This window comes from Castellaniella sp. MT123, from assembly GCF_039614765.1.
Classification (GTDB): domain Bacteria; phylum Pseudomonadota; class Gammaproteobacteria; order Burkholderiales; family Burkholderiaceae_B; genus Castellaniella.
In genome coordinates, this window is sequence record NZ_CP154879.1 from 464,036 (window position 1) to 487,586 (window position 23,551).

Below are 23,551 nucleotides of genomic sequence, written 5' to 3' on the forward strand. Positions count from 1 at the left end.
GAGGTCAAAAGTCTGTCGCTATACGAAGGGCGAAGACACTCCTTATCCTCCCCATTTTTCGAGCGAAATCCGATACCTGCATACCCACCATCCTGTAACCAAAAGGGTGGTACGGCTAACGGCCGTGAATCATCTGATAAATCAGATGGTTATGAATCCTGCAGGTACTTCGTTCCGGCGTCTTTACTTGCTTCGCAGACGCCGCAAAAAGGAGGAAAGGCATACCGGAAGAAAATGCTTACCCCTACGTCTCTCACATATGAATATCTGCGCGATGAACAGCGACGCAATGCCCAACTGTCGGTTGTCAGCAAGCAGACGGTCGCCAATCGCTTGACAGCGTTAAATTTATTTTTACGAGCGAACCACCTGCATGAACAGGATGTCGTGGGCGAAGAGTTTCGCGCTGGACATGGCGCCGCTATTGAGCCCTTGGTTGCTGAGCTGCGTCGTGAAGGGCGTTCTGAGCGTTCGATTGGCAATACGCGCTCCGCGCTGATGGCGTTTAAGAAAGCTGTAGTGGTATTCGATACGCAATTGGCGGTTGCTGGTGCTGATATTTCGCCGTTCCATAAGAGGATTAAAGAGGTTCTGAGTGCATATCCAATCAGGAGAGTTGCCAAGCAGTGTGCGATACCGCCGGATATGTTATTTGGGTGGAGAAATGGTAAGTGGCCTCGCATCAGCAGCATATGTCATTTGCGGCGGCTTGAATCTTTTTTTGGCTTGGAGCGTGAGAGCCTGGTGTTTCTGGCTGGTTTCCAGGATGGTAAACATATTGAGCAGAGAGTGGGGGATGCTGCGACGATTGAGTATCGTGTGGGTCTGGCCCGTCGCAGCAAAGAAAATTACTGGCTTCGCGTGCCCTGTGACTCTGAATTGGCTGAGCAGTGGCGGGCGTTACTCGAGTATAAGACAGCCGCGGTGCCGTTTTTAGAACGTAGCGGAAACGGTCGTTGGACCCTTGCTCCGCTTGCCGCAGCTCGTGAAACGAGTGGTAGTTGGTGGGCCTTTCTGGATGGGAGAGAAGTACCATCGGCGAGGATGGGATGGGCACGCGTTGCAAGCTACCTTGGTTGGCTATCTCTTCCCGCAAAGGAGGGCGGCGGCAATGTGCCAGTTGTAGATGCCCAGACGCTCGCTTGGTTTGCGGTACCTGAGTTCATTGAAAAATTTTTGGATTGGATGAAAGCTCGGGCAGGTGGCAAGCATACGGGCACGACACGAGAGTTTTTGGCAATGGTGCGCTGGCTGTGTCGCCCAGGTGATGGCTATCTTTACCAGATGCCCCATTTGGTTGAGACTTTACCAAGGAGCTACCGTGGACACGATTGGAAGGCTCTTTGTGAACGACAGCACAAATATGCCGGCCAGTTGAATCGAATATATCAACCGGAGATGGCGGCGGGTCGTGACCCTTTTGAGCCGATTACTACGCTTGTGAATTCACAAGAACCGATGCAATATATGATGGATATGGTTGCCAGAATGCGTGCCGACAGGCCTATTGGTCGAAGTCTGAGGGCGCAGGCGGTGTGGGCTCGTGATTTATTCGTCGTAGAGCTTTTGCTATCAAATCCCATTCGCTTGCGGAACCTTGCTTGTTTGCAATGGCATGGAGAAAAGGGCAGTAGAGGTTCGGATAAGGATGGGGTTTTATATCAGCGCGATGATGGCTCTTGGTGGATATATATTCCTAAGCGTCTGCTGAAAAACCGTGCATCGACGGCTTCAATAAGAGACTATCACGCACCGGTGCATCGGGCTGTTTGGCCTGACTTGGAACGCTATATATTCAAATTCCGGCCTGTACTGCAGCGTGCGCCGACCAACCTTGTCATCCTTACGCTGAACGGCGGTCGCGCTGCTACGCGCGCTCGCGAAAATGGGCAGCACGTGCATTTACCATATATGGACATAGGACGGACAGTTTTTCGGCTGACTCGCAAATATTTGTGGAAGTCTGATGGCATTGGGCCGCACGCCTTCCGCCATATTGTTGCAACGGCGATTCTGAAGGCCCCTGGCGGGGATGTGAAGACTGCAGCTCAGGTCCTGAATGACAAAGAGACGACTGTCGAGGAGCACTATGCTTGGCTAAGCAGTGGGGATGGCAGCCAGAGGATGGCCGAGCTTTTAAAAGACTCATTCTCGCGACTATAAAATAAGATGACTACACATCTGTCTGTTTGTCAAGATAACTTTAGGGGTTGTGTGCCACATATTCATCTCTTGCCGATGGCCTCGGGTGGTGCTATTTCGCGCATCACATCGCACGGGAACGACGTGGAAGACACCTTTCCTGTCGTCCCAGAAGGGTTTTCTATGTTGCCGTCCGAGCTATTGCGTTCCGGGTTCTTTGGGCTTTCGACGACACTATGTGATGACGATATCTCTGAATCGTACCCAGTCTACGATTGGGAGAGTGTTGACGTTAAATTGCGTGACCAGTGTTTGACCTTGAATGGACCTTCGCTGAATCAATACCACAAACGGATTTTGCTTGGGCTGATTTCGCGGGTATCAGGTAAAAAAGTTGATGCTACGGTTGCCATTAATCCAGCGGAGTTTCTTGAGTTTATAGGGAGGTCACCCTGTTCGAGGAACGTCGCTGCGCTAAAGCGCGCCTTGGTGCATCTTTCTCGTGCGCAAGTGAGCATCAAGCGGTATGCCTATGACGGTCGAAATCGGTTCACATTTCTTCGCTCTGCATCCATGGAAGAGGGGCGAGTTGAGATTCAGATGTCGCCCGGTTTCGCGGATGTCTTGCGATGGAGAGGCTCAACCCGTATTCCGCTGTCTTCACATTTGAGAGTGCCTGATGGCGTATCGACTGCGTTGGTAGACTTATTCCGTGCGTGTCGTACCCATGTGTATTACATATCCGCACTAGGCCAGGTTTGGCAGCGGGAGCCAGTCCAGTTTGGCCGCGAAATCACACGAACAATGAAGGCGCTTCATGCGGCAGGACTCCTGGCTTCCTACGACCGACGACGTGGGAAAATTCTGGTTGTGGCAAAGGAACCTTGGCAAGTTTAAAGAAATCTGCATCGACCTAAGCCGGGCGGCGATGTCGGGCCTCGCTTACCACTCAGGTCTTTTTCATTGAAAAGACCTATTTATAGTGCTAACATAAGAGCTTCTAATGATGCTTTTGTGAGGACTTTTCACATGGCCCACACTGTTCTTGCCGAAACGACGGCTAGCGTCTCTGAGCTCAAACGAAACCCCATGGGCACCGTAGCGGCGGGAGAAGGGTGGCCTGTGGCCATCCTCAACCGCAACGAGCCCGCGTTTTATTGCGTCCCAGCAAAGGCCTATGAAGCCTTGCTGAACCGCCTGGAAGACCTTGAGCTGAACGCCATCGCCAATGCCCGCCAAGGCCAGGCGGAAATCGAGGTCTCCCTGGATGACCTATAGGCTGAAGTTCAAAGACGAAGCTTTGAAGGAGTGGCACAAGCTCGACAACACGCTGCGCGAACAATTCAAGAAGAAGCTCACGGAACGTGTGCAAGACCCACGCGTGCCCGCTGCCAAGCTGTCTGGCCACGCCGACCGTTACAAAATCAAGCTCAGGTCCAGTGGCTACCGGCTGGTCTATGAGGTACGCGATGCGGAGGTCGTCGTGGTCGTCGTCGCCGTTGGCAAGCGTGAACGCAATGCAGTTTATTCTGCGGCGGACAAGCGCTGATTCTTCGGAATGAAGCAAGCACTACGTGGGCTTTATTGTTTGCCATAGCTCACCAATTTGGACTGGCTGACGGTTTTGGTGCCTCTGGAGTTGGTGGGTGGCGCAGCACCATTTCGACGCCCAAAAGACTCAGGAGCATCAATAATCTGTCTGCACTGACTTTTTGCGCATTGCGTTCTAATGCCGAAAGCGTCTGCTGAGTGACCCCCAATCGCTTTGCGACCTCAGTTTGAGTCAGGCCCGCTTGCTTTCGAAAGGCTTGAAGCAACAGTGGGAGGTGCTGTGCAGTACGAACTGTGAATTCTGGCATACAAAATTTAGGCTGTATTTTCATTTTACAAACTGCGAGCTGTGCGATAAAGAGCAAACCATTTAAGGTGTTCGCGTTTCGTATATGAATTTTTGAGAAATAGTGGAATAAGATAAAAATAAAAAGTGTTTCATTATTTTGAGTGAGCCTATATCCTGTCCCAGGAAGTATTTAAACGTCATTGGGCGGTTCATCGAGCAGTTGCGTGAGGCGTTTCATAATCCACTGCTGCTCATCGGGCGTAATATCCCACTGGGAGCTACGAACTTTGGTTTCTATGCCCTTGCCGATACGGGATAAATTGAATTCTCTCGTCCATTCCGGGTGCTCGCGTTCTTTGCGTTGGCCGTATTTTTTGAACTGCTGAGCGAGGTCTTCTGCATTTTCGTAGGCCTGGAGATGCTCAGTGTCATCCACATAATTCGAATACTGGCCGTCAGCTGTTTTCCGAACTGCAAGTTTTGGCGCTTTTCCTGCGACTGAGCTCATTATTTTTCTGCGGGGAAAATTATCTGGAATTTCCATGGCTTCGCTTTCCGCTAAATTGAGTCGTGTGAGTTGTGATTTGTTCTGTGGGATGAAATATTATGATGTAGATTATTTTTATTTAATCATAATGAATTTTTCAGACCGTGCAATCTGCCACGTTGGATGACTGAAGACGCTTGCGCTGTGAGGGTGTCTCAGTATCACGCTTTTCTTTTAAAGAGCTTTATATAAAGAGTTTCATATAAAGTAGAGCTCTATATGGAGAGTGCCGGGCGTTACCCGAGAAGGCAGTTGCCAATGGGTTTTGGGGAGAGGCTTTTCAGGTAGTGAGCTTTTTTATTTTTTATGATGTTCTTTTGCTTTTCTGTATGGGGTAACTACCTGTGGGACATATCCCATCACCCGCAGTTGCTCAAGCAGTGCTGCGATAACAAGTTGGTCTGGTGGCATGTCAAAGGCGTCTGGTGCATATTTGGCGTCATAGCGTTGCGTTGTGTCGCAAATGTATGTGGCTGCCCAGATGTGGTTTTTATGACGTTTTATTTTCATTTTGAATTTTGGTAGAGATGGGCTGGCATCGCTGTGATGCAATATTTGAATTGTTTTCCAGTCTCTACGTGGTGGGTAAGGGAAGTCTTCTTGGTGAGGACTAAATGCCAATGTGAGCATATTGATGATTTTTTGCTCGTATGGTGATGATGCATCTACAGCCATTGCGTATATTGAATGCTGTTTTTCCCTCTGGCAATGAATAAGGTAGGGGTCGGGGAAATTTGTATCCTCTTCGCTTTGTGGATGTCCTGAGGCAAGAACGCTCCAGCTCATGATGGTCCGATGCGCCTTGACGCGAATCTGCAGTAGACACTCATGCCTGGGACAGTCCAGGTTGGCATCTGCCCATCTGAATGCTGAGGATATGCCTAACGGGGTGCAACTAGTTTTTGAGCTCATGTTGGGCTTTTGTGCGTTGTTGAGTCGATTGTTATCGCAGCAACGCACATAAACACGCAATACTCAGAAAGCTATCTGTGACTTGATGTCGGCCAAACGCGCTCCGGTTATTCGCTCCTCAATTCGCAGGCAATGCGCCCTGACGGTCGCTATACGTCGCAAGCAGCGACGTGCTGCGAAAGGATATGGATGGATAGGTTATGGAATCTGAACGACCAGTCCGTATGGATGAACCGCTCATTGAACTGTTGCTCAGGCGGGCTGCTCAAAATGGACATTCATTGGTGCGGCTTTCGAGTGAAATTGGAATTTCGTATCAGCGCCTTGTTCAGTACCGGCGCGGCGAGGCGAGGTTGGCCAGTGCGCGACGGCTGACGTTAGAAAATATTGGGGCCTACCTGCAGATTCCTGTCGTGCTCGTCTTGCTCATGGCGGGGAGCATTGGAATGAGAGACCTGACGTGGCCCGGAGAGGCAGAACGTCACCGGGTGGCAATGGCATTGGCGCTGATGCGTCAAGACATCCATGTGGGACCGCTGGTGCCAGGGGGGCTGGAAGGTGCGTCAGCTGAGGTCCAGCACTTTGTGGTGTTTTTGTATGAGCAGCTTGTTGGTGTGCGCTGCGGGGGCGAAAGCGCCTACATGAAGGAGTGGACGAACATGCTCGCGCAGCTCTCGGCTCATCCCTGAAGGGGTTAGGCTGCTTGAGATGTGTGGGAATGAAGGAGAAGGGGGCCAGCGACTGTGGCTGCCCTTTTTGGCTTGAATGATTCTGAACAAACGGCCCCAACTGGGGCCGTTCTTCCGATGCAGGCAGTCAGCCGTCAGGCCACTTTTCTGATGGCGTCTACGAGTTCGTTGGCTGTCGGATTGTAGTAGCGCATGGCCATTTGCAAAGTTTTCCAGCCCATGATTTTTGCAAGCGTCGTCGGTGGCATTTTCTTGGAGAGCCGCGAGGCCGCTTCGTGCCGCAGGTCATGAAAGCGCAGCCCTTCAATGCCCGCGCGCTCACACGCCCTCGCAAATGCGGCGCCAAGCCCATTGGAGTCGTGAAAGCTCATGAGCCGCCCGCCGTGCAGCGGACGTGGCAGCGAGAGAAGGGCTTCTTCTGCGGTCTCTGAGAGTGGCACGATACGTCGCTCGCCGTTCTTGGTGTCTGCCGCGTCGAGCCGGATGACTTTGTTTTTGAAGTCAACTTGGTTCCATGTCAGCAGTGCTATTTCCCCTCGGCGCATCCCCGTTTCAATAGCCAGAATAACGCAGGTACTCAGTGTCGACGCACGGGCGTCACTTGTGGCGGCAAACAGTCGCGCCTCTTCGTCGTCCTCAAGTCGGCGCTCTCGTCCGGGAGGCAGCTTAGGCTTGCGGATGTTGGCGATAGGGTTGCTAATGGGGATGGACCAGTCCTTGTTCGCGGTTACGAGGACAGACGACATCAGCGATAATTCGAGATGCACCGTCTTTGGGGCGACTTCTCCCAGCCGCTCGTCGCGGTACGTCGAGAAGTCGACGCTACGCAGGCTCGCTAATGAGCGTAGGGCAAGCGGGTGTTTTTGCAGTTGCTGCAGCCGAGCGCGCTCTGCGGGTGCGCCTTTATGCGTGGGGGTGACCTCGCGCTCATAGCGCTTCAGGACTTCGCCGAATGTTGTGCGCTCGGCCTCGGAAAGGTCTACAAAGACTTTCCTGGCCATCTTCGACTCGACAGTAGCCGACCAGGCCTCAGCTTCACGCTTCGTTTCGAAGGTTTTGGTCTGCGTGGGATAGCCACTTCGGCGGATGGTGGCTTGGTATTGATACGAGCCGCGCTTTGTGATGCTTGCCATGTTTTCTGCTCCAGACAGAGAGTGGTTGGAGTCAGGTGTAGCGACAAGTGCAGCAAAATTGCAGCAAAAACCGAATTTAGAAAGCACAAGGGCTTACCGAAATTCGGTAAGCCCTTGATTTTATTTGGTTGCGGGGACAGGATTTGAACCTGTGACCTTCGGGTTATGAGCCCGACGAGCTACCAGACTGCTCCACCCCGCGTCTGAAGAACATAACTATAGCAAGTCTGCGAAAATAATGCAAGCAAGAATGCAAGCAAACCTTCGGAGTTCACGATAAAATGACGGAAACGGAAATCCTGCGAGTACTGGAAACCGCGTTATTGTGCGCGGACGCCCCTTTGCCGGTGGCCCAGTTGCGCAGCCTGTTCGAAAATACGATTTCCGGGGATGATATCCGCCGTCATCTGGCTGCGCTGCAGCTGGACTGGCAGGAACGGGGGCTCGAACTGGTGCAGCTGGCTAACAGCTGGCGCTTCCAGAGCCGCCCTGACATGCAGCGTTACCTGGCGCGCCTGAGCCCGGAAAAACCGCCCCGATACTCTCGCGCCGTTCTGGAAACCCTGGCGATCATTGCCTGGCGCCAGCCCGTGACGCGAGGCGACATCGAGGACGTTCGCGGGGTTACCGTGTCGGCGCAGATCATCCGCACCCTGGAAGACCGGGGCTGGATCGAAGTGCTGGGTTATCGCGATGCGCCAGGTCGCCCGGCTTTGCTGGGAACGACGCGCCGATTCCTGGAGGATCTGGGTCTGAAGGCGCTCGACGAATTGCCTGAGCTCGATTCGGCGGAATCGGAACAGATGCTGGAAACCCTGCCGTTTGCGTCAGCGAACACGGGCCGGACCGAAGATGGCGTTTTAGTCGAGCCGGATGCGGAACCGGCATCGGGCGCGGCCGAACCTGTGCCCGACGCGACCGATGATCGTCTCGGGCAGGCGCCGGATATCGCGCAAAACGGACCTTGAGCCGTGCACCACTCAATATTGGAATTATGTGAAGGAGTCATTGAACCCCATGACAGCAGAACTCGAAACGAAGCCACAACCCGCAAGCGACAGTCTGGCGGGGGCGCAGCCAACTGATTCGGAAGCCCGCACCGCGCCAGGCCGCGCCCGGGGTGGTCGCAAGCTGCGCACGCCGTTTCGTCGCCGTCGTGGGGATGAAACGGCCGCAGCCAAACCGGCTGACGATTCACCGGTGCCGGATGCCGGATCCGCCGAGGAGGCCGACCGGGCGCTGTCCTACCTGAGCAAAACCCATGCGACCGCTCAGCGCCTGGATCGCTACCTGAATAGCGACGCGCTGATGCCCAAGCTGCATAAGGTGCTGGCCGAGGCGGGTGTCGGGTCGCGCCGCGACATGGAAGAACTCATCGTTGCCGGCCGGGTCTCGGTCAATGGCGAGCCCGCGCATGTGGGCCAGCGCGTCGGCCCCGATGATCAGGTGCGCGTCAATGGGCGGCTGGTGTCGCGGCCGAGGGCCGGGAAATTGCCGCGTGTGATCCTGTATCACAAGCCGGCCGGTGAAATCGTCAGCCATGACGACCCGGAAGGGCGTGCGACGGTGTTTGCGCGTCTGCCGCGCATCCGCAGTGGCAAATGGCTGTCGGTGGGGCGTCTTGATTTGAATACCGAAGGCCTGTTGATCCTGACGACGTCGGGCGAACTGGCCAACCGTCTATCGCATCCCCGTTACGGTTCCGAGCGCGAATACGCTGTGCGGGTGTTGGGCGACCTGGATGAGCCGAAGCAGGCTGAACTGACCTCCGGCATCCAGTTGGACGACGGTCCGGCGCAGTTCAATTCGCTCGATTATCTGGGCGGCGAGGGTAGCAACCGGTGGTACCGGGTCACGCTGTCGGAAGGCCGTAACCGGGAGGTCCGGCGCATGTTCCAGGCGGCGGGGGTCACCGTCAGCCGGCTGATCCGCACACGCTTTGGCGATGTGATCCTGCCGACCAATCTGCGGCGTGGCCGGTGGGAAGAACTGGATTCCCCGCTGGTCGGGGCGTTGATGGTGCAGTTGGGGTTGATTCGCGCCGCGGGCGATGAAGATGAGGATCAGGTCGAGCGCCAGCCGCTGTCGCATGCCAGCGCCTTGCCGCCGGGGTTCGGGACGCCGGGTCAGAATGGCCAGAATGGCGCACGTCTGAATCGGCGCGGCCGCGTCTCCGGGGGGCGCAAAAGCGCCATCGACCCATTCACGACGGGCCTGTTGATCAGCGGTGGGCTCGCAAACGGGCATCCGGACGGTGGTAGGGCGCGTCCTGCGTCGAAGCCCGGTCGTGGGACGGCAAAGCCGGCCCGGTCGGCCAGGCCGCCCAAGGCGGCTGAGTCGCCGCGCACGGGCAGGCCGCGCAAGCCAGCCCCAGAGGGATCCCAGGCGCAGGATATGGGCGGACAGGTCGCCAAGGGGCATGCCGGAAAGGGCCGCGGCGGCAAGGGGCGCGCTGGCAATGATCATGCCGGAAAGGGGCATGATCGTCCCGCCGGAGAGTCCGCCCGTTCCCGTGCGCCGAAATCCGGCCAGCCCGCGGCACCGAAGACCGACCGTCGTTCGGCCAAGCCGCGCAAGCAGGGCGGCGGTGAACACCAGCCTCAGGGCGCGCATGCGCATGAGTCCCAGTTGGGCCGCCTGGGGCGGGGGCGTTGATCGGATTTCTCCGATTTCGAAAGTCAGGAAAATGCCCTTTACGACAGTGAATGCTGTTATAATCTAAGGCTTTACAGCATCTTTGTGCTGTGTCCACCGGAAATTTCGCGCACGGAAGTGCGACTGGTCTGTGGCACGTGCAGCTGGTCTTTAGCCAGTTGCAATGCTGCGATCAGGATTTTCGGCGGTTCCTGAATTCACCTCGGGGAATGCCGAGGCCAACAGAGGGCTGCGGGACAGCCCCTTTTTTTTGGATTTTATGGCGGACATATTTGCGGTCACCCAGCAGGCTCTGCTGGGTTTTGGTGTTGAACTGGTCGATGTGGAACGCGCGCCTCTTGGAGTTTTGCGTGTGGTGATCGATCGCCCCGAAGGGGTGCGCATCGAAGACTGCGAGCAGGTTTCGCGCCAGTTGTCGCATGTCTTCGAGGTCGAAAACATCGATTACAAGCGACTGGAGGTCAGCTCGCCGGGCGTGAACCGGCCGCTGCGCCGCCTGGCCGATTATGTCCGCTTTGCCGGTCAGCGGATCGAACTGCGTCTCCATGAGCCGGTCGAATCCCGCAAGGTCTTTACCGGGACGTTGCACGTGACGGAACAGGAACCCCCCGCCCTCAGTCTGGAATACGAAGACCAGACCGGGGGGCTGCGGACCCTGCCGTTTTCTTTTGACGATGTGGATCGGGCTCACCTGGATCCTGTTCTCGATTTCAAGGGTAAGAAGCGATGAGTCGCGAAATTCTTCTATTGGTCGACGCCCTGGCGCGTGAAAAAAACGTCGAACGCGAAGTGGTGTTCGGCGCGCTCGAAAGCGCGCTGGCCTCGGCCATGAAAAAGCGCTTCAAGGAAGACGTGGACATTCGCGTGGCCATCGACCGTCAGACCGGCGAACATGAAGGCTTTCGCCGTTGGCTGGTGGTGCCCGACGAGGCGGGCCTGCAGGAACCCGATGCGCAGGAACTGTACACGGATGCCCAGGACATCGTCCCCGGCATCGAGGTCGGCGAATACATCGAAGAGCCGCTCGAGCCCATCGAATTCGGTCGCATCGGTGCACAGGCGGCCAAGCAGGCGATTCTGCAGAAGATCCGCGATGCGGAACGCGAACAGGTGCTCAACGACTTCCTCGATCGGGGGGAAAGCATCGTCTCCGGCACGGTCAAACGCCTGGACAAGGGCGATGCCATCATCGAGATCGGCAAGGTCGAAGCCCGCTTGCCGCGCACCGAGATGATCCCGAAGGAAAACATCCGCTCGGGCGACCGTGTGCGCGCCTGGGTCCTGAAGGTCGATCATGCCGCGCGTGGCCAGCAGGTCATCCTGTCGCGCACCGCACCCGATTTCATCCGTGAACTCTTCGAAAACGAAGTGCCGGAAATCGAACAGGGTCTGCTCGAAATCAAGGCCGCTGCGCGCGACCCCGGCGTGCGTGCCAAAATCGCTGTCGTGGCGTACGATAAGCGGATCGATCCGATCGGCACATGCGTCGGCATGCGGGGGTCCCGCGTGACGGCCGTGCGTAACGAACTCGGCGGCGAACAGGTCGATATCGTCCTCTGGGCCGATGACCCCGCCGAATTCGTGATCGGCGCCCTGGCGCCTGCGCACGTCGAATCCATCCTGGTGGACGAGGACAAGCACGCCATGGATGTGGTGGTGGATGAGGAAAACCTCCCCAAGGCGATCGGTGCGCGGGGCCAGAATGTGCGGCTCGCGTCCGAACTGACGGGGTGGCAGATCAACATCATGACGCCCGAGGAAAGTCAGAATCGGCAGGATACCGAGCGCGCCGCCCTGCGTCATACCTTCATTACGAAGCTGGACGTGGACGAGGAAGTCGCCGATATCCTGATCGACGAGGGCTTCACCGGGCTCGAGGAAGTCGCCTACGTGCCCTTGCAGGAACTGCTGGACATCGAGGCATTCGACGAGGAAACCGTCAACGAGCTGCGCACCCGTGCACGTAATGCCTTGCTCACCGAAGCAATCGCCAAGGAAGAACGCGTGCAGACCGCCCGCGACTTGCTGGAGATCCAGGGCATGGACGCGTCGCTGGTCGCCAAGCTCGCCGAGAACGACATCACCACACTGGATGATCTGGCCGAGCTGGCGGCCGACGAGCTGGCCGAATTGACCGGTCTGTCCGAGGAAACCGCCAGCGACATGATCATGCAGGCGCGGGCCCACTGGTTCGAGGACGACAAAGCCTGATTGCTTTGTCGCATCGTTCCATACCGCCCCTTAACGTAGTCAAAGAGAGAGTCGAATGCCGAGTAACACCGTCGCCCAATTCGCCGAAGAACTGAACATGCCCGCCAACGTCCTGCTGGATCATTTCCGCTCGGCCGGTGTCCAGATCGATTCGGTGAACGCGGACGTGACCGAAGCAGACAAAAGCGCCTTGCTGGAGTCCCTGCGGCGTTCGCATGGCTCCGACTCGGGCAAGAAGGTCGTGCTGACGCGTCGCAAGACCTCCGAGATTCATCAGGCCGACAGCTCCGGGCGTTCGCGTACCATTCAGGTCGAGGTCCGCAAGAAACGGGTCCTGGTCAAGCGCGATCGCGCCGATCTGGTGGAACCGGCGCGTGCCGAAGCCGCCCAGGTCATCGCGGCGCAGCAACCTGCCGCCCTTGAACCGTCCGTCGCGGCGGCGCAGCCTGTGCCGGAACCGGTAGCGCCCCCGGTGACTGTGCCCGTCACCCCAGAGCCGCTGGCCGCTGCGGCGCCGATGGAAGACCAGGCCGTTGCCGAGGCGCAAGCCACGTCACCGGAAGCTCCGGTCAGTCAGCCGGCTGCGGCTCCCGTGGTGGAAGCACCCGTCCAGGCTGCCGCCGCACAGGCCGAAGCCGCCCCCGAGGCTGTCCAGTCCGCGACCGGGTCGGACACACCGTCCATTGAGATCAAGCAGGAAATCGTGAGCGAAACCCCTGTCGTCGAGTCGCAGGCCGCGCCTGCCAAGACGTCTGTCCCCTCCACACATTCACATGCGCGCTCCGATGCGGGATCGCCGCGTCAGGCTGCTGCCCGTCATGACACGACGATGCCCGTCGCGGCACCCGCCGCGACGCCAGGCAAAGCGCGTCGTGCGCCGGCCGACTCGGACCGCGAGCAGGCTCGCCGTGCCGCCGAAGCCGAAGCCGCCGCTTTGCGCGAGATGATGCGTCAGCCCCGCAAGGTCCTGCGCGCTCCCGAAACAGAAGAGCCCGCCGCCGCCAAGACGCTGCACAAGCCCGCAGGCAAGCCTGCGCCAAAAAAGGAAACCGAAGGCAAGAAGGTCATCAAGACCGCCGACGTTTCGTCCAGCTGGTCCAACGATGGCCGCAAGAAGCAGCCCTCCAAGGCCGACACGCTGTCGGCGGGGGCGGGCGAAGCCTGGCGCGCCGGCGGTAAGGGCCGAGGCGGCAAGGGCGGTCGCAGGCAAGGGCGCCGTCAGGCGGACCACCACCAGGAACCGCAACAGGCCGAGTTCATCGCGCGCGAAGTCCATGTCCCGGAAACCATCTCCGTGGCCGATCTGGCGCACAAGATGTCCGTCAAGGCCGCCGAGGTCATCAAGCAGTTGATGAAGCTGGGCCAGATGGTCACCATCAACCAGATTCTGGACCAGGAAACGGCGATGATCGTGGTCGAGGAACTTGGCCACAAGGCAATTGCGGCCAAACTCGACGACCCCGAAGCCTTCCTGGCCGATACCGAGATCACCGAGGCGGAAGCCTTGCCGCGCGCGCCGGTCGTCACGGTCATGGGCCACGTCGATCACGGCAAGACCTCGCTGCTGGACTACATCCGCCGCACCAAGGTCGCCACCGGCGAGGCGGGCGGCATCACTCAGCATATCGGGGCCTATAGCGTCAAGACCAGCCGCGGCATGGTGGCCTTCCTGGATACCCCGGGCCACGAGGCCTTTACGGCCATGCGGGCGCGCGGTGCGCAGGCGACCGACATCGTCATTCTGGTGGTCGCGGCTGACGACGGCGTCATGCCCCAGACGCGCGAGGCCATCCACCACGCCAAGGCGGCCAATGTGCCGCTGGTGGTTGCGATCAACAAGATCGACAAGCCCGAAGCCAACCCGGAACGCGTCAAGCAGGAACTGGTTGCCGAGGAAGTCGTTCCCGAGGAATACGGCGGCGACGTGCCCTTCATCTCTGTGTCCGCGAAGACCGGCCAGGGGATCGACGAACTGCTGGAAAACGTGCTGTTGCAGGCCGAGATCCTGGAACTGAAGGCGCCGGTCGACGCACCCGCCAAGGGCATCGTCATCGAAGCCCGGCTGGACAAAGGCCGTGGTCCTGTGGCCACGATTCTGGTGCAAAGCGGCACCTTGCATCGCGGCGACGCGGTGCTGGCCGGCGCGGCCTTTGGCAAGGTGCGCGCGATGCTGAACGACACCGGCAAGCCGACCAACGAAGCCGGTCCTTCGACGCCGGTCGAGATCCAGGGCCTGACCGAGGTACCGGCCGCCGGTGACGAGGTCATGGTCCTGACGGATGAGCGCAAGGCCCGCGAAATCGCCTTGTTCCGCCAAGGCAAGTTCCGCGACGTGAAGCTCGCCCGCCAGCAGGCCGCCAAGCTCGAATCCATGTTCGACAACCTGGGCGAGGGTGTGCGCACGCTGCCGTTGATCGTCAAGACCGACGTGCAGGGCTCTCAGGAAGCCCTGGTGCAGTCCCTGCTCAAACTGTCCACAGACGAAGTCCGGGTGCAGGTGGTACACGCCGCAGTGGGCGGCATCTCCGAAAGCGACGTCAATCTGGCGATCGCATCGGGTGCGGTCGTCATCGGTTTCAACGTGCGTGCCGACCAGTCCGCCAAGAAACTCGCCGAGACCAACGACATCGATCTGCGTTACTACAACATCATCTATGACGCGATCGACGACGTGAAGAATGCGTTGTCGGGCATGCTCGCGCCGGAAAAGCGCGAAGAAGTCATCGGCATGGTGGAAATCCGCGAGATCTTCACGGTCTCCAAGGTGGGCAACATTGCAGGTTGTATGGTCCTCGAAGGGGTGGTCAAACGCGATTCGCAGGTCCGCCTGTTGCGCAATCACGTCGTTCACTGGTCCGGCCACCTGGAATCCCTGCGTCGCTTCAAGGACGACGTCAAGGAAGTCAAGTCCGGCTTTGATTGCGGTATCACGCTGCGGGGCAACAACGACATCCAGATCGGCGATCAGCTCGAAGTCTTCGAAATCAAGGAAATTGCCCGCTCGCTCTGATGGCGTGGCTTGAATCATGGGTCGTCATAAATCCAAACCGAATCCCGGCCGCAATACGCGCCTGGCCGACCAGATCCAGCAGGATCTGGCGGCCCTGGTGCAGCGCGAGCTCGATGTGGCGCGCGCGGGCCTGATCACGCTGACCGGCGTCGATCTGTCGGCCGATTATGCGCATGCCAAAGTGTATTTCACGGTGCTGGGTGCCGAACCCGACGCCGCAGCCCAGGCCCTGAACGAAAAGGCCGGCTGGCTGCACTCGCAGCTCTTCAAGCTGCTGCATATTCACACGGTCCCCACGCTGCGATTCGTGCACGACGTGCAGCTGGCGCGTGGGATCGAACTCACCCAACTGATTGATCGGGCCAATCGTCCCCAGGCGGGCGCATCGGAAATTCCCGAGCTCGAAGACCCGGACGGCCAGCCCTGACAGGGCGGTCGTCACTCATCTAAACGGATTGAACGATGGCTTCCCGACGCGGGCAGTTGCTCGACGGTGTCCTGTTGCTGGACAAACCCGAGGGCCTGTCCAGCAACCATGCGCTGCAGCGCGCCAAACGTACCGTGGATGCCCGCAAGGCGGGGCACACGGGTACGCTCGACCCGTTCGCCACGGGCCTGCTCGTCTGCTGCTTCGGCCGGGCGACCAAGATTTCGGCGGCCATGCTGGAAGCCGACAAAATCTACGAGGCCACGCTGACCTTCGGCGAGGAAACCGACAGCGGCGACCTGACCGGGCACGTGGTGGCGCAGGCGCCGGCCGATTTTGCGGATGTCCCGGACGATGCGCTGGAAGCGGTGCTGGCGGGGTTTCGTGGCGAGATCGATCAGATCCCGCCGATGGTGTCGGCACTCAAACGCGACGGCAAGCCCTTGTACGAATACGCGCGCCAGGGCATCGAGCTGGATCGCCCGCCGCGCCGGATCACCATCCATGCGCTCGAACTGCTGGCCTGCAACGGCAGGACCGCGCAGCTGCGGGTCCATTGCAGCAAGGGGACGTACGTGCGCACCCTGGCGCAGGACATTGGCCGCCGCCTGGGCTGCCTGGCGCATCTGTCGGCGCTGCGGCGCACCCAGGTCGGTCCCTTTTCCATCGAGCAGGCCATCGGGCTGGAAGCCCTGCAGGCCATGGCGGCGCCACAGACGGCGCTTATCCCTTTACACGCCTTGCCGGACGGTCTGCGTCCGGCAAGTGTTTCAACCGAGGAAATCCTATGAAGCGAGCTTTGCGCAACGTGGCCATCATTGCCCACGTGGACCATGGCAAGACCACTCTCGTCGACCAACTGCTGCGGCAGTCCGGCACATTCCGTGACAACCAGCAGGTGTCCGAACGGGTGATGGACTCCGGCGATATCGAACGCGAGCGCGGTATCACGATCCTGGCCAAGAACTGCGCCGTGGAATACGAAGGCACGCACATCAACATCATCGACACCCCGGGCCACGCCGATTTCGGGGGCGAGGTCGAGCGCGTGCTGTCCATGGTGGACGGCGTCCTGCTGCTGGTCGATGCTGTCGAGGGGCCCATGCCCCAGACCCGCTTCGTGACCCGCAAGGCGCTGGCACTGGGTCTCAAGCCCATCGTCGTGATCAACAAGGTTGATCGTCCCGGCGCCCGCCCCGATTATGTGGTCAACGCCACCTTCGACCTGTTCGACAAGCTCGGCGCGACCGAAGAGCAGCTGGATTTTCCGGTGATCTACGCGTCCGGCCTGGCGGGGTACGCCGGATTGACGCAGGACGTGCGCTCGGGCACCATGCGGCCGCTGTTCGAGGCGATTCTGCAGCACGTACCACAGCGCGATGACGACGCAGATGGGCCCCTGCAGATGCAGATCATTTCCCTGGACTACAGCAGCTACGTCGGCAAGATCGGCATCGGCCGCATCAACCGGGGACGCCTGCGCTCCGGCCAGGATGTTCTGGTGAAGTTTGGCCCGGAAGCGGAACCCTTCAAAGGCCGCGTCAATCAGGTCCTGAAATTCCAGGGGCTGGAGCGCGAGCTGGTGGACCAAGCCGAAGCCGGCGACATCGTGCTGATCAATGGCATCGAGGACATCGGCATCGGCTGCACCCTGATGGATCCCAATACGCCGGAAGCACTGCCGATGCTGCGCATCGACGAGCCCACGCTGACCATGAATTTCATGGTGAACACGTCGCCCCTGGCCGGGCGCGAGGGTAAGTTCGTCACCAGCCGCCAGGTGCGCGACCGTCTGGACCGCGAACTGAAATCCAACGTGGCGTTGCGCGTCAACGACACCGCCGACGACACCGTGTTCGAAGTCTGTGGCCGGGGCGAACTGCACCTGACCATCTTGCTGGAAAACATGCGCCGCGAGGGCTACGAGCTGGCCGTGTCGCGTCCGCGTGTGATGTTCAAGGACATCGATGGCGTGCGCTGCGAGCCCTTTGAGCTGCTGACCGTGGACGTGGAAGACACCCATCAGGGCGGTGTCATGGAGGAACTGGGCCGTCGCAAGGGCGATTTGCAGGACATGCAGCCCGACGGGCGCGGCCGCACGCGTCTGGAATACCGTATTCCCGCGCGGGGTCTGATCGGCTTCCAGAGCGAATTCCTGACGCTGACGCGCGGCACAGGCGTGATGAGTCACATTTTTGACGATTACGGCCCGATGCGCGAAGGCGGGGTCGGCGAGCGCCGCAACGGCGTGCTGATCAGCCAGGACGACGGTACGGCGGTCGCTTATGCGCTGTGGAAGCTGCAGGAACGCGGCCGCATGTTCGTGTCGCCCCAGGATCCGGTCTACGAAGGCATGATCATCGGCATTCATTCGCGCGAGAACGACCTGGTGGTCAATCCGATCAAGGAAAAGAAGCTCACCAATGTGCGCGCCTCAGGCAAGGACGAACACATCGATCTGGTGCCGCCCATCGCCTTGAGCCTGGAATACGCGGTCGAATTCATCGCCGACGATGAACTGGTCGAAGTCACGCCCAAGTCCATCCGCCTGCGCAAGCGCTACCTGCAGGAGCACGAGCGCCGTCGCAGTCTGCGCGAATCGGCCTGATCAGCGCGTTTCGGCCCGGATCACGATGGCCAGGCCGGCCAGTAGCGCGGCCAGGCCGGCGTAAGCCAGTGCGGCGGGCCGTTCGCCTACCACGATGAGGGCCAGCAGGAAGGCGGTGACTGGCTCCATCAGGGCCAGTGACACGCCACTTGCGGCGCTGATGCTGCGCAGGCCGGTGCTGAACAACAGGTAGGCTGCGCCTGTGGCAACGATGCCCAGGAAGCCGACCACCAGCCAGCCTGCGGTCGTGATCGTCAACGGCCCCGCGCCGAACCAGGCAGCGGGCAGCGCTAGGACGGCTCCGGTGAAGAAGACGCCCAGGGTGGTGACGGCTGGTGCCGACCGGTGCACCAGCCGTTTATTCAGGATGGCGTAGACCGCGTATGCGAGCCCAGCCGCCAGGCAAAGGGCAATGCCCAGTGGATCGGCCTGGATGTCGCCGCCGCGCCCGAACACCAGCAGTACGCCGCCGGCCACCGCCAACAGCGTGCCTGCCCACCAGCCCGCGCCGGGCCGCGTGCCGCCGGCCAGTTGCAGCAGGCCGGCCCAGATCGGCCCGCTGCCGATGGTCAGCGCCGTGCCGACCGCCACCCCCGTGATCTTGACGCCCGCGAAGAACGTCAGGTTGTAGCCCGCCATGCAGGCACCCGCCCAGATCGCGCGGCGCCAGTCCAGGTCCGCCAGCTGACGGATCAGATGGGATAGCCCGTTGATCGACCCGGCATAGATCAGGAAAAAGAGGGTCGCCACCAGCAGGCGCAGGGCGCCTACCCAGTAGGGCGACAGGGTGCCGTCGGAGAAACTCTGGGCCGTGCCTGTGGTGCCCCACAGCATGCCGGCGCCCAGCACCAGCAGGATGCCGTGCAGGGGCCGGAGCGAGGGCGCGGTCGGCGAAGGATTCGATATCGTGCTCATGCCACCATGATGGCAGGCACAGCTGCGGATCTCTGTCGAGAAACGCTTGTGCTACGGTGGTGCGGCGTATTCATGCGGCCTTTGGCAACCGATAAGCGAACCTGGATGCGTTCCTGTCGTCGGAAGCGGGAGCGATCAGGAGACGCGCTGTCGAATCATCCGGGCGCCGGTACCCCGGTCACGCCGCAGGGCGTAGGCCAGGGCGCTGCCGGACCGGTAGCCGACCCGGGCGGCGGCGACTTCCAGTGTTGTTCCTTGCATCAGTGCCGCGCTGGCATGTTCCAGCCGCAGGGCGCGCAGATAATCGCCCGGCGTGCAGCCGGCCAGTTCGAGCAGGCGGGCATGGAATCGCTGGGGACTGAGATGAAACAGCCGCGCCATGCGGGCCGTCGGCCAGGGCTCGTGCAGCGCCTGTGTCAGGGCGGCATCCAGGCGCGTTAGATCCAGGCCCCGGCGCGAGGACAGGATGGCAGGCAGGCCCAGCAGAAGTGCCAGTTGCCGCCCGGCATCACCCTGGCTGTCCAGTGTGCGGCAGGCCGAGGTCAGCGCAAAACGCCGCAGCCGTTCGAGGCCGGCGAATTCAGGCGTGTCGATCACCAGGATGCGGGTGCCGGGTTGCGCATGATACGCGTGCCGGGCGCCAGCGGGGATAAGCATGCCGCAGGACGGATCCGTGAACAGCGAGTGCCCCGAGACTTCCAGTTCCATGCGTCCGGCCAGCGGCACCATGACCTGCGCATGGTCGTGGACGTGCACGTGTGCTGTTCCGTCATAGGTACGCACGGCACTGGTCGGCTGAAGAATCGACATGATATGGTGTGAAAACGGCGGCAGCAATGCGTTGATCTTAGCGCAGTCCTGTCAGTTGATGACCTGGATGGCCGTCTGTCTTTTAGGCGGAACTCTGGCTTGCAGCATTCCGGATACCGATTGACCCCCTGATCAGGAGAACGCTCATGAAGAAACTGACCACTGCCGCAGGTGCCCCTGTCGTCGATAACCAGAACATCCTGACCGCCGGATCGCGCGGCCCGGCGCTGCTGCAGGATGTCTGGCTGCTCGAAAAATTGGCCCATTTCGACCGCGAGGTCATCCCCGAGCGCCGCATGCATGCCAAGGGAGCCGGGGCCCACGGAACTTTCACCGTCACCCACGACATCACCCGCTACACGCGGGCTGCGATCTTCTCGAGCGTCGGCAAGCAGACACCGATGTTCCTCCGCTTTTCCACGGTTGCCGGTGAACGCGGTGCTGCCGATGCCGAGCGTGATATCCGCGGCGTGGCCATGAAGTTCTACACGGAGGAAGGTAACTGGGATCTGGTCGGCAACAATACGCCGGTCTTCTTCTTCCGCGATCCGCTGAAATTCCCCGACCTGAATCATGCCGTCAAGCGCGATCCGGGAACGGGCCTGCGCAGTGCCCAGAACAACTGGGAATTCTGGACTGGCTTGCCAGAGGCCCTGCATCAGATCACCATTGTCATGAGCGATCGGGGCATCCCGTCCGACTACCGCCACATGCATCTGTTCGGCAGCCACACGTTCAGCTTCATCAATGCCGCTCAGGAACGCTTCTGGGTCAAATTCCATTTCAAGTCCCGGCAGGGCATCCGCAATCTGACGGATGCCGAGGCGGCGGAACTGATCGGCCGCGATCGCGAAAGCTCGCAGCGTGACCTGTACGACAGCATTGCCCTGGGCCGCTTCCCCAGCTGGACTTTGTTCGTGCAGATCATGCCGGAGAAGGAAGCCGGCAGCTATCACCTGAATCCCTTTGACCTGACCAAGGTCTGGCCGCACAGCGACTATCCGATGATCGAGGTCGGCACGCTGGAATTGAACCGCAACCCCGATAATTTCTTCGCCGAAGTGGAGCAGGCGGCTTTCACACCGGCCAATGTCGTGCCGGGTATCGGCTTTTCGCCGGACCGCATGCTGCAGGCCCGCCTGTTTTCCTACGGTGACGCGCAGCGCTACCGCCTGGGGGTGAATCACCACCAGATCCCCGTCAATGCGCCGCGTTGCCCCTTTCACAGCTATCACCGGGACGGTGCGATGCGGGTCGACGGCAACCATGGCAGCCTGACCGGCAATCAGCCCAATCGTGTGGGAGAGTGGGCCGAACAGCCGGAATTCCGCGAACCGCCGCTGAGCCTGGAAGGCGCGGCCGACCACTGGAACCATCGCGAGGACACCGATTATTTTTCACAGCCCGGCAATCTGTTTCGCCTGATGTCGTCCGCTGAGCGGCAGGCGCTGTTCGACAATACCGCCCGCGCCATCGCTGGCGTGACGCCGGACGTGCAGGCGCTGCACGTCGAACATTGCACACAGGCAGACCCGGCCTATGGAGCGGGCGTAGCGGCCGCGATCCGCGCTGTGCAGGGTTGATTTCATGATCCTCTATCTGCATGGGTTTCGTTCTTCTCCGGACTCATCCAAAGCACGTCTGATGGCGGCTGCGCTGGCCGAGCGCGGCCTGGGGGATGCCTGGTGTTGTCCGCAGCTGCCGGCCAGCCCGGCGGCTGCGCTGCGGCTGGCTCTGCGCCTGGCAGAGGAGGCACAAACAAGCGACCTGACCCTTGTCGGTTCCTCGCTGGGCGGCTTTTACGCCACCTGGCTGGCCGAGCGCCTGGGCTGCCGCGCCGTGCTGCTCAATCCCGTCGTGCATGCGGCGCGCGATCTGGCGACACAGGTTGGCTCGCATCGTACCTTTCATGGCGACGATCCCTTTGAGTTTCTGCCGGACTATGTGGATGAACTTGCGCAGGCCGAAGCCGAAATCCCGGTGTTGACGCACCCCGACCGTTATTTCCTCGTCGCCGCCACCGGCGACGAGGTCCTGGATTGGCGCGAGATGCAGGCGCGGTTCGCGGGCAGCCGTCAGCGCATCATCCAGGGCAGCGATCACGGGATCTCCGACTTTGCCCGTTGGTTGCCCGAGGTCCTGGATTTCGCGCTGGCCGATGCCCCACAAAAAGTGACGTCGGCCGACCCGAGCCGGAGAGGCGCGCGGGTTGCGACGGGGAGCTGGGCCGAGCTCGGCACCGAGGCTGCCCGAATCCGCTTCGAGGTCTTCGTCCAGGAGCAGCGGGTGCCCCCGGAGGAAGAACTCGACCCCATGGATGGGCAGTGCGTGCACGCGATCGCCTATGCCGCCGACGGCCAGGCTGTGGGCACGGGCCGCCTGCTGCCCGATGGCCACATCGGCCGCATGGCCGTGCGGCAACCTTGGCGTGGCCAGGGCGTTGGGTCGCTGCTATTGGCGGCCCTGATGGACGCAGCCAGGCAGCGTGGCGACCGGGAAGTTGTTCTGGCTGCCCAACTGCATGCGCGGCCCTTCTACGCCCGCCATGGCTTCGCGGAGGAGGGCGAAACCTTCATGGATGCGGGGATTCCCCACCGGTTGATGCGATATTCTTTCGCGGCTCGATAAGCGGATGCGGAGGGTACCTGCCCGCCGGTCCCATTCGGTCAGCGCCGGGTGCTACCGTAGGGAATCGGGGGGCTCTCGGCGGACGTGTTTGCGCTGCGAAGCAGCGAGTTCGTCCGCCGCCCCGATGGACGAGGTAGACCCGGGAAGTCCGAAGGACCGCTGATCGTGGGCCGGCGGGCAGGTACCCTCCGCATCCGCAGCGTGCCAGAGAGAGGCCTTGCCGATGTCGTCCTGACCTCGACGGGGTCATGGGACTTATTTCAAGTTCCCTGACAGAAACTGCCGCAGCCGCGGGCTTTGGGGATTGTCGAAAATATCCGCCGGGGCGCCGGTTTCTTCCGCCACACCCTGGTGCAGGAACATCACATGCGATGCCAGGTTGCGCGCGAAACCCATTTCGTGCGTCACCACCAGCATGGTGCGGCCTTCCTCGGCCAGCTTCTGCATGACCTTCAGGACTTCGCCGACCAGTTCCGGGTCCAGCGCGGACGTCGGCTCGTCGAACAGCATGACTTCCGGTTCCATCGCCAGCGCCCGTGCGATCGCCACGCGCTGCTGCTGGCCGCCGGACAAGGACGACGGATACTGGGTTTCCACCTTCGGGTCCAGGCCTACCTTGGCCAGGTAGTGGCGGGCGCGCTCCGTGGCCTCGGCGCGGCCGAGCTTCAGTACCTGGATCGGGGCTTCGATGACGTTGCCTAGCACGTTCATGTGCGCCCACAGGTTGAAGTGCTGGAACACCATGGCCAGTTTCGAGCGCAGGCGGCGCAGCTGATCCAGGTCGGCGGCGTGTGGCTCGCCGTGTTTGTCGTGGACGATCTTCAGCAGTTCGCCGTTGAGCGACACGGAACCCTGATTCGGCTTTTCCAGGAAATTGATGCAGCGCAGGAAGGTGGATTTTCCCGAGCCGCTGGAGCCCAGAATGCAGATCACGTCGCCGGCATTGGCCTGCAGGGACACGCCTTTCAGGACCTCGTTGTCGCCGTAGCGCTTGTGGATGTTGAGTACGTCGAGTTTGGACATG

General features: G+C 60.3%; 20 protein-coding genes, 1 tRNA gene and 2 pseudogenes. 15 read left to right on the forward strand and 8 right to left on the reverse strand.

From position 1 onward, the window contains the following. Positions 1 to 234 precede the first annotated feature (234 nt). From ABCV34_RS02060 to ABCV34_RS02070, 3 genes are all read left to right on the forward strand, one after another. Positions 235 to 2,163 (forward strand): hypothetical protein, encoded by a 1,929-nt coding sequence (locus tag ABCV34_RS02060; protein ID WP_345797608.1) that lies wholly within the window; start codon positions 235 to 237, stop codon positions 2,161 to 2,163. A 1,008-nt stretch (positions 2,164 to 3,171) separates the two neighbouring features. Further along, on the forward strand, positions 3,172 to 3,420 hold the full coding sequence (locus ABCV34_RS02065; protein WP_345797609.1) for a type II toxin-antitoxin system Phd/YefM family antitoxin: 249 nt from the start codon (positions 3,172 to 3,174) through the stop codon (positions 3,418 to 3,420). Beyond that, the gene (locus tag ABCV34_RS02070; protein ID WP_345797610.1) at positions 3,410 to 3,691 is read left to right on the forward strand and encodes a type II toxin-antitoxin system RelE/ParE family toxin; all 282 of its coding nucleotides are present in this window, start codon (positions 3,410 to 3,412) and stop codon (positions 3,689 to 3,691) included. Before ABCV34_RS02065 ends, ABCV34_RS02070 begins: the two co-directional genes overlap by 11 nt. 49 nt (positions 3,692 to 3,740) lie before the next feature. Here the strand turns inward: ABCV34_RS02070 and ABCV34_RS02075 are convergent, their stop codons facing one another. From ABCV34_RS02075 to ABCV34_RS02085, 3 genes are all read right to left on the reverse strand, one after another. Next, positions 3,741 to 4,001: a helix-turn-helix transcriptional regulator gene (locus tag ABCV34_RS02075; RefSeq protein WP_345798667.1), complete on the reverse strand. Its 261-nt coding sequence runs from the start codon at positions 3,999 to 4,001 to the stop codon at positions 3,741 to 3,743. Between the two features lie 171 nt (positions 4,002 to 4,172). Continuing rightward, positions 4,173 to 4,526 (reverse strand): hypothetical protein, encoded by a 354-nt coding sequence (locus ABCV34_RS02080; protein WP_345797612.1) that lies wholly within the window; start codon positions 4,524 to 4,526, stop codon positions 4,173 to 4,175. Positions 4,527 to 4,826: 300 nt separating this feature from the next. Next, positions 4,827 to 5,315, reverse strand: coding sequence for a hypothetical protein (locus ABCV34_RS02085; protein ID WP_345797613.1), 489 nt, complete (start codon positions 5,313 to 5,315; stop codon positions 4,827 to 4,829). A 326-nt stretch (positions 5,316 to 5,641) separates the two neighbouring features. Between ABCV34_RS02085 and ABCV34_RS02090 the strand changes: the two genes are divergently transcribed. Next, entirely contained in the window at positions 5,642 to 6,130 is a 489-nt protein-coding gene (locus tag ABCV34_RS02090) for a hypothetical protein (RefSeq protein WP_345797614.1), read from the forward strand. Positions 6,131 to 6,264: 134 nt separating this feature from the next. Here the strand turns inward: ABCV34_RS02090 and ABCV34_RS02095 are convergent, their stop codons facing one another. Both ABCV34_RS02095 and ABCV34_RS02100 read right to left on the reverse strand, forming a co-directional pair. Continuing rightward, positions 6,265 to 7,263: a site-specific integrase gene (locus ABCV34_RS02095; RefSeq protein WP_345797615.1), complete on the reverse strand. Its 999-nt coding sequence runs from the start codon at positions 7,261 to 7,263 to the stop codon at positions 6,265 to 6,267. Positions 7,264 to 7,388: 125 nt separating this feature from the next. Continuing rightward, positions 7,389 to 7,465 (reverse strand) — tRNA-Met (locus tag ABCV34_RS02100). Positions 7,466 to 7,544: 79 nt separating this feature from the next. On the opposite strand from ABCV34_RS02100, the pseudogene scpB reads away from it, so the two are divergent. The 8 genes and pseudogenes from scpB to typA form a co-directional block, all read left to right on the forward strand. Beyond that, positions 7,545 to 8,165, forward strand: a pseudogene (scpB, locus tag ABCV34_RS02105) (SMC-Scp complex subunit ScpB); the annotation flags it as partial. Positions 8,166 to 8,280: 115 nt separating this feature from the next. Beyond that, complete coding sequence (gene rluB / locus ABCV34_RS02110) at positions 8,281 to 9,918, forward strand: 23S rRNA pseudouridine(2605) synthase RluB (protein ID WP_345797616.1); 1,638 nt, start codon at positions 8,281 to 8,283, stop codon at positions 9,916 to 9,918. 259 nt (positions 9,919 to 10,177) lie between these two features. Next, positions 10,178 to 10,648, forward strand: a complete 471-nt coding sequence (gene rimP, locus ABCV34_RS02115) for a ribosome maturation factor RimP (RefSeq protein ID WP_345797617.1) — start codon at positions 10,178 to 10,180, stop codon at positions 10,646 to 10,648. Further along, positions 10,645 to 12,129 carry a transcription termination factor NusA gene (nusA, locus tag ABCV34_RS02120; RefSeq protein WP_345797618.1) on the forward strand — a complete coding sequence of 495 codons (1,485 nt, stop codon included), beginning with the start codon at positions 10,645 to 10,647 and terminating at the stop codon, positions 12,127 to 12,129. Before rimP ends, nusA begins: the two co-directional genes overlap by 4 nt. Positions 12,130 to 12,184: 55 nt before the next feature. Then, positions 12,185 to 15,139: a translation initiation factor IF-2 gene (gene infB, locus ABCV34_RS02125; protein ID WP_345797619.1), complete on the forward strand. Its 2,955-nt coding sequence runs from the start codon at positions 12,185 to 12,187 to the stop codon at positions 15,137 to 15,139. Positions 15,140 to 15,155: 16 nt separating this feature from the next. After that, positions 15,156 to 15,566, forward strand: a complete 411-nt coding sequence (gene rbfA / locus ABCV34_RS02130) for a 30S ribosome-binding factor RbfA (protein ID WP_345797620.1) — start codon at positions 15,156 to 15,158, stop codon at positions 15,564 to 15,566. Positions 15,567 to 15,601: 35 nt separating this feature from the next. Continuing rightward, positions 15,602 to 16,357, forward strand: a complete 756-nt coding sequence (truB, locus tag ABCV34_RS02135; protein ID WP_345797621.1) for a tRNA pseudouridine(55) synthase TruB — start codon at positions 15,602 to 15,604, stop codon at positions 16,355 to 16,357. Then, entirely contained in the window at positions 16,354 to 18,174 is a 1,821-nt protein-coding gene (gene typA / locus ABCV34_RS02140) for a translational GTPase TypA (protein ID WP_345797622.1), read from the forward strand. The genes truB and typA overlap by 4 nt, the downstream gene beginning before the upstream one ends. Here the strand turns inward: typA and ABCV34_RS02145 are convergent, their stop codons facing one another. Beyond that, positions 18,175 to 19,089, reverse strand: coding sequence for a DMT family transporter (locus ABCV34_RS02145; protein WP_345797623.1), 915 nt, complete (start codon positions 19,087 to 19,089; stop codon positions 18,175 to 18,177). Between the two features lie 135 nt (positions 19,090 to 19,224). Next, on the reverse strand, positions 19,225 to 19,899 hold the full coding sequence (locus ABCV34_RS02150; RefSeq protein ID WP_345797624.1) for a helix-turn-helix domain-containing protein: 675 nt from the start codon (positions 19,897 to 19,899) through the stop codon (positions 19,225 to 19,227). Positions 19,900 to 20,045: 146 nt separating this feature from the next. Between ABCV34_RS02150 and ABCV34_RS02155 the strand changes: the two genes are divergently transcribed. The 3 genes and pseudogenes from ABCV34_RS02155 to ABCV34_RS02165 all read left to right on the forward strand — a co-directional run bounded on the left by ABCV34_RS02155 (position 20,046) and on the right by ABCV34_RS02165 (position 22,527). Then, on the forward strand, positions 20,046 to 21,482 hold the full coding sequence (locus tag ABCV34_RS02155) for a catalase (protein ID WP_345797625.1): 1,437 nt from the start codon (positions 20,046 to 20,048) through the stop codon (positions 21,480 to 21,482). Positions 21,483 to 21,486: 4 nt separating this feature from the next. Then, positions 21,487 to 22,053: pseudogene (locus tag ABCV34_RS02160) on the forward strand (YqiA/YcfP family alpha/beta fold hydrolase); the annotation flags it as partial. Positions 22,054 to 22,212: 159 nt separating this feature from the next. Then, positions 22,213 to 22,527: a GNAT family N-acetyltransferase gene (locus tag ABCV34_RS02165; protein WP_345798668.1), complete on the forward strand. Its 315-nt coding sequence runs from the start codon at positions 22,213 to 22,215 to the stop codon at positions 22,525 to 22,527. Between the two features lie 255 nt (positions 22,528 to 22,782). Here the strand turns inward: ABCV34_RS02165 and ABCV34_RS02170 are convergent, their stop codons facing one another. Next, positions 22,783 to 23,550, reverse strand: coding sequence for an ATP-binding cassette domain-containing protein (locus tag ABCV34_RS02170; RefSeq protein ID WP_345797626.1), 768 nt, complete (start codon positions 23,548 to 23,550; stop codon positions 22,783 to 22,785). Position 23,551 lies beyond the last annotated feature (1 nt).

Coding starts and splice junctions, on each gene's coding strand:
- ABCV34_RS02075 (WP_345798667.1), bottom strand. CDS start 4,001: ATGCCAGAATTCACAGTTCGTACTGCACAGCACCTCCCACTGTTGCTT.
- ABCV34_RS02165 (WP_345798668.1), top strand. CDS start 22,213: ATGGATGGGCAGTGCGTGCACGCGATCGCCTATGCCGCCGACGGCCAG.
- ABCV34_RS02170 (WP_345797626.1), bottom strand. CDS start 23,550: ATGTCCAAACTCGACGTACTCAACATCCACAAGCGCTACGGCGACAAC.
- ABCV34_RS02145 (WP_345797623.1), bottom strand. CDS start 19,089: ATGAGCACGATATCGAATCCTTCGCCGACCGCGCCCTCGCTCCGGCCC.
- infB (WP_345797619.1), top strand. CDS start 12,185: ATGCCGAGTAACACCGTCGCCCAATTCGCCGAAGAACTGAACATGCCC.
- ABCV34_RS02070 (WP_345797610.1), top strand. CDS start 3,410: ATGACCTATAGGCTGAAGTTCAAAGACGAAGCTTTGAAGGAGTGGCAC.
- ABCV34_RS02065 (WP_345797609.1), top strand. CDS start 3,172: ATGGCCCACACTGTTCTTGCCGAAACGACGGCTAGCGTCTCTGAGCTC.
- ABCV34_RS02095 (WP_345797615.1), bottom strand. CDS start 7,263: ATGGCAAGCATCACAAAGCGCGGCTCGTATCAATACCAAGCCACCATC.
- rimP (WP_345797617.1), top strand. CDS start 10,178: ATGGCGGACATATTTGCGGTCACCCAGCAGGCTCTGCTGGGTTTTGGT.
- typA (WP_345797622.1), top strand. CDS start 16,354: ATGAAGCGAGCTTTGCGCAACGTGGCCATCATTGCCCACGTGGACCAT.
- ABCV34_RS02090 (WP_345797614.1), top strand. CDS start 5,642: ATGGAATCTGAACGACCAGTCCGTATGGATGAACCGCTCATTGAACTG.
- nusA (WP_345797618.1), top strand. CDS start 10,645: ATGAGTCGCGAAATTCTTCTATTGGTCGACGCCCTGGCGCGTGAAAAA.
- ABCV34_RS02060 (WP_345797608.1), top strand. CDS start 235: ATGCTTACCCCTACGTCTCTCACATATGAATATCTGCGCGATGAACAG.
- ABCV34_RS02080 (WP_345797612.1), bottom strand. CDS start 4,526: ATGGAAATTCCAGATAATTTTCCCCGCAGAAAAATAATGAGCTCAGTC.
- ABCV34_RS02150 (WP_345797624.1), bottom strand. CDS start 19,899: ATGTCGATTCTTCAGCCGACCAGTGCCGTGCGTACCTATGACGGAACA.
- ABCV34_RS02085 (WP_345797613.1), bottom strand. CDS start 5,315: ATGAGCTGGAGCGTTCTTGCCTCAGGACATCCACAAAGCGAAGAGGAT.
- rbfA (WP_345797620.1), top strand. CDS start 15,156: ATGGGTCGTCATAAATCCAAACCGAATCCCGGCCGCAATACGCGCCTG.
- ABCV34_RS02155 (WP_345797625.1), top strand. CDS start 20,046: ATGAAGAAACTGACCACTGCCGCAGGTGCCCCTGTCGTCGATAACCAG.
- truB (WP_345797621.1), top strand. CDS start 15,602: ATGGCTTCCCGACGCGGGCAGTTGCTCGACGGTGTCCTGTTGCTGGAC.
- rluB (WP_345797616.1), top strand. CDS start 8,281: ATGACAGCAGAACTCGAAACGAAGCCACAACCCGCAAGCGACAGTCTG.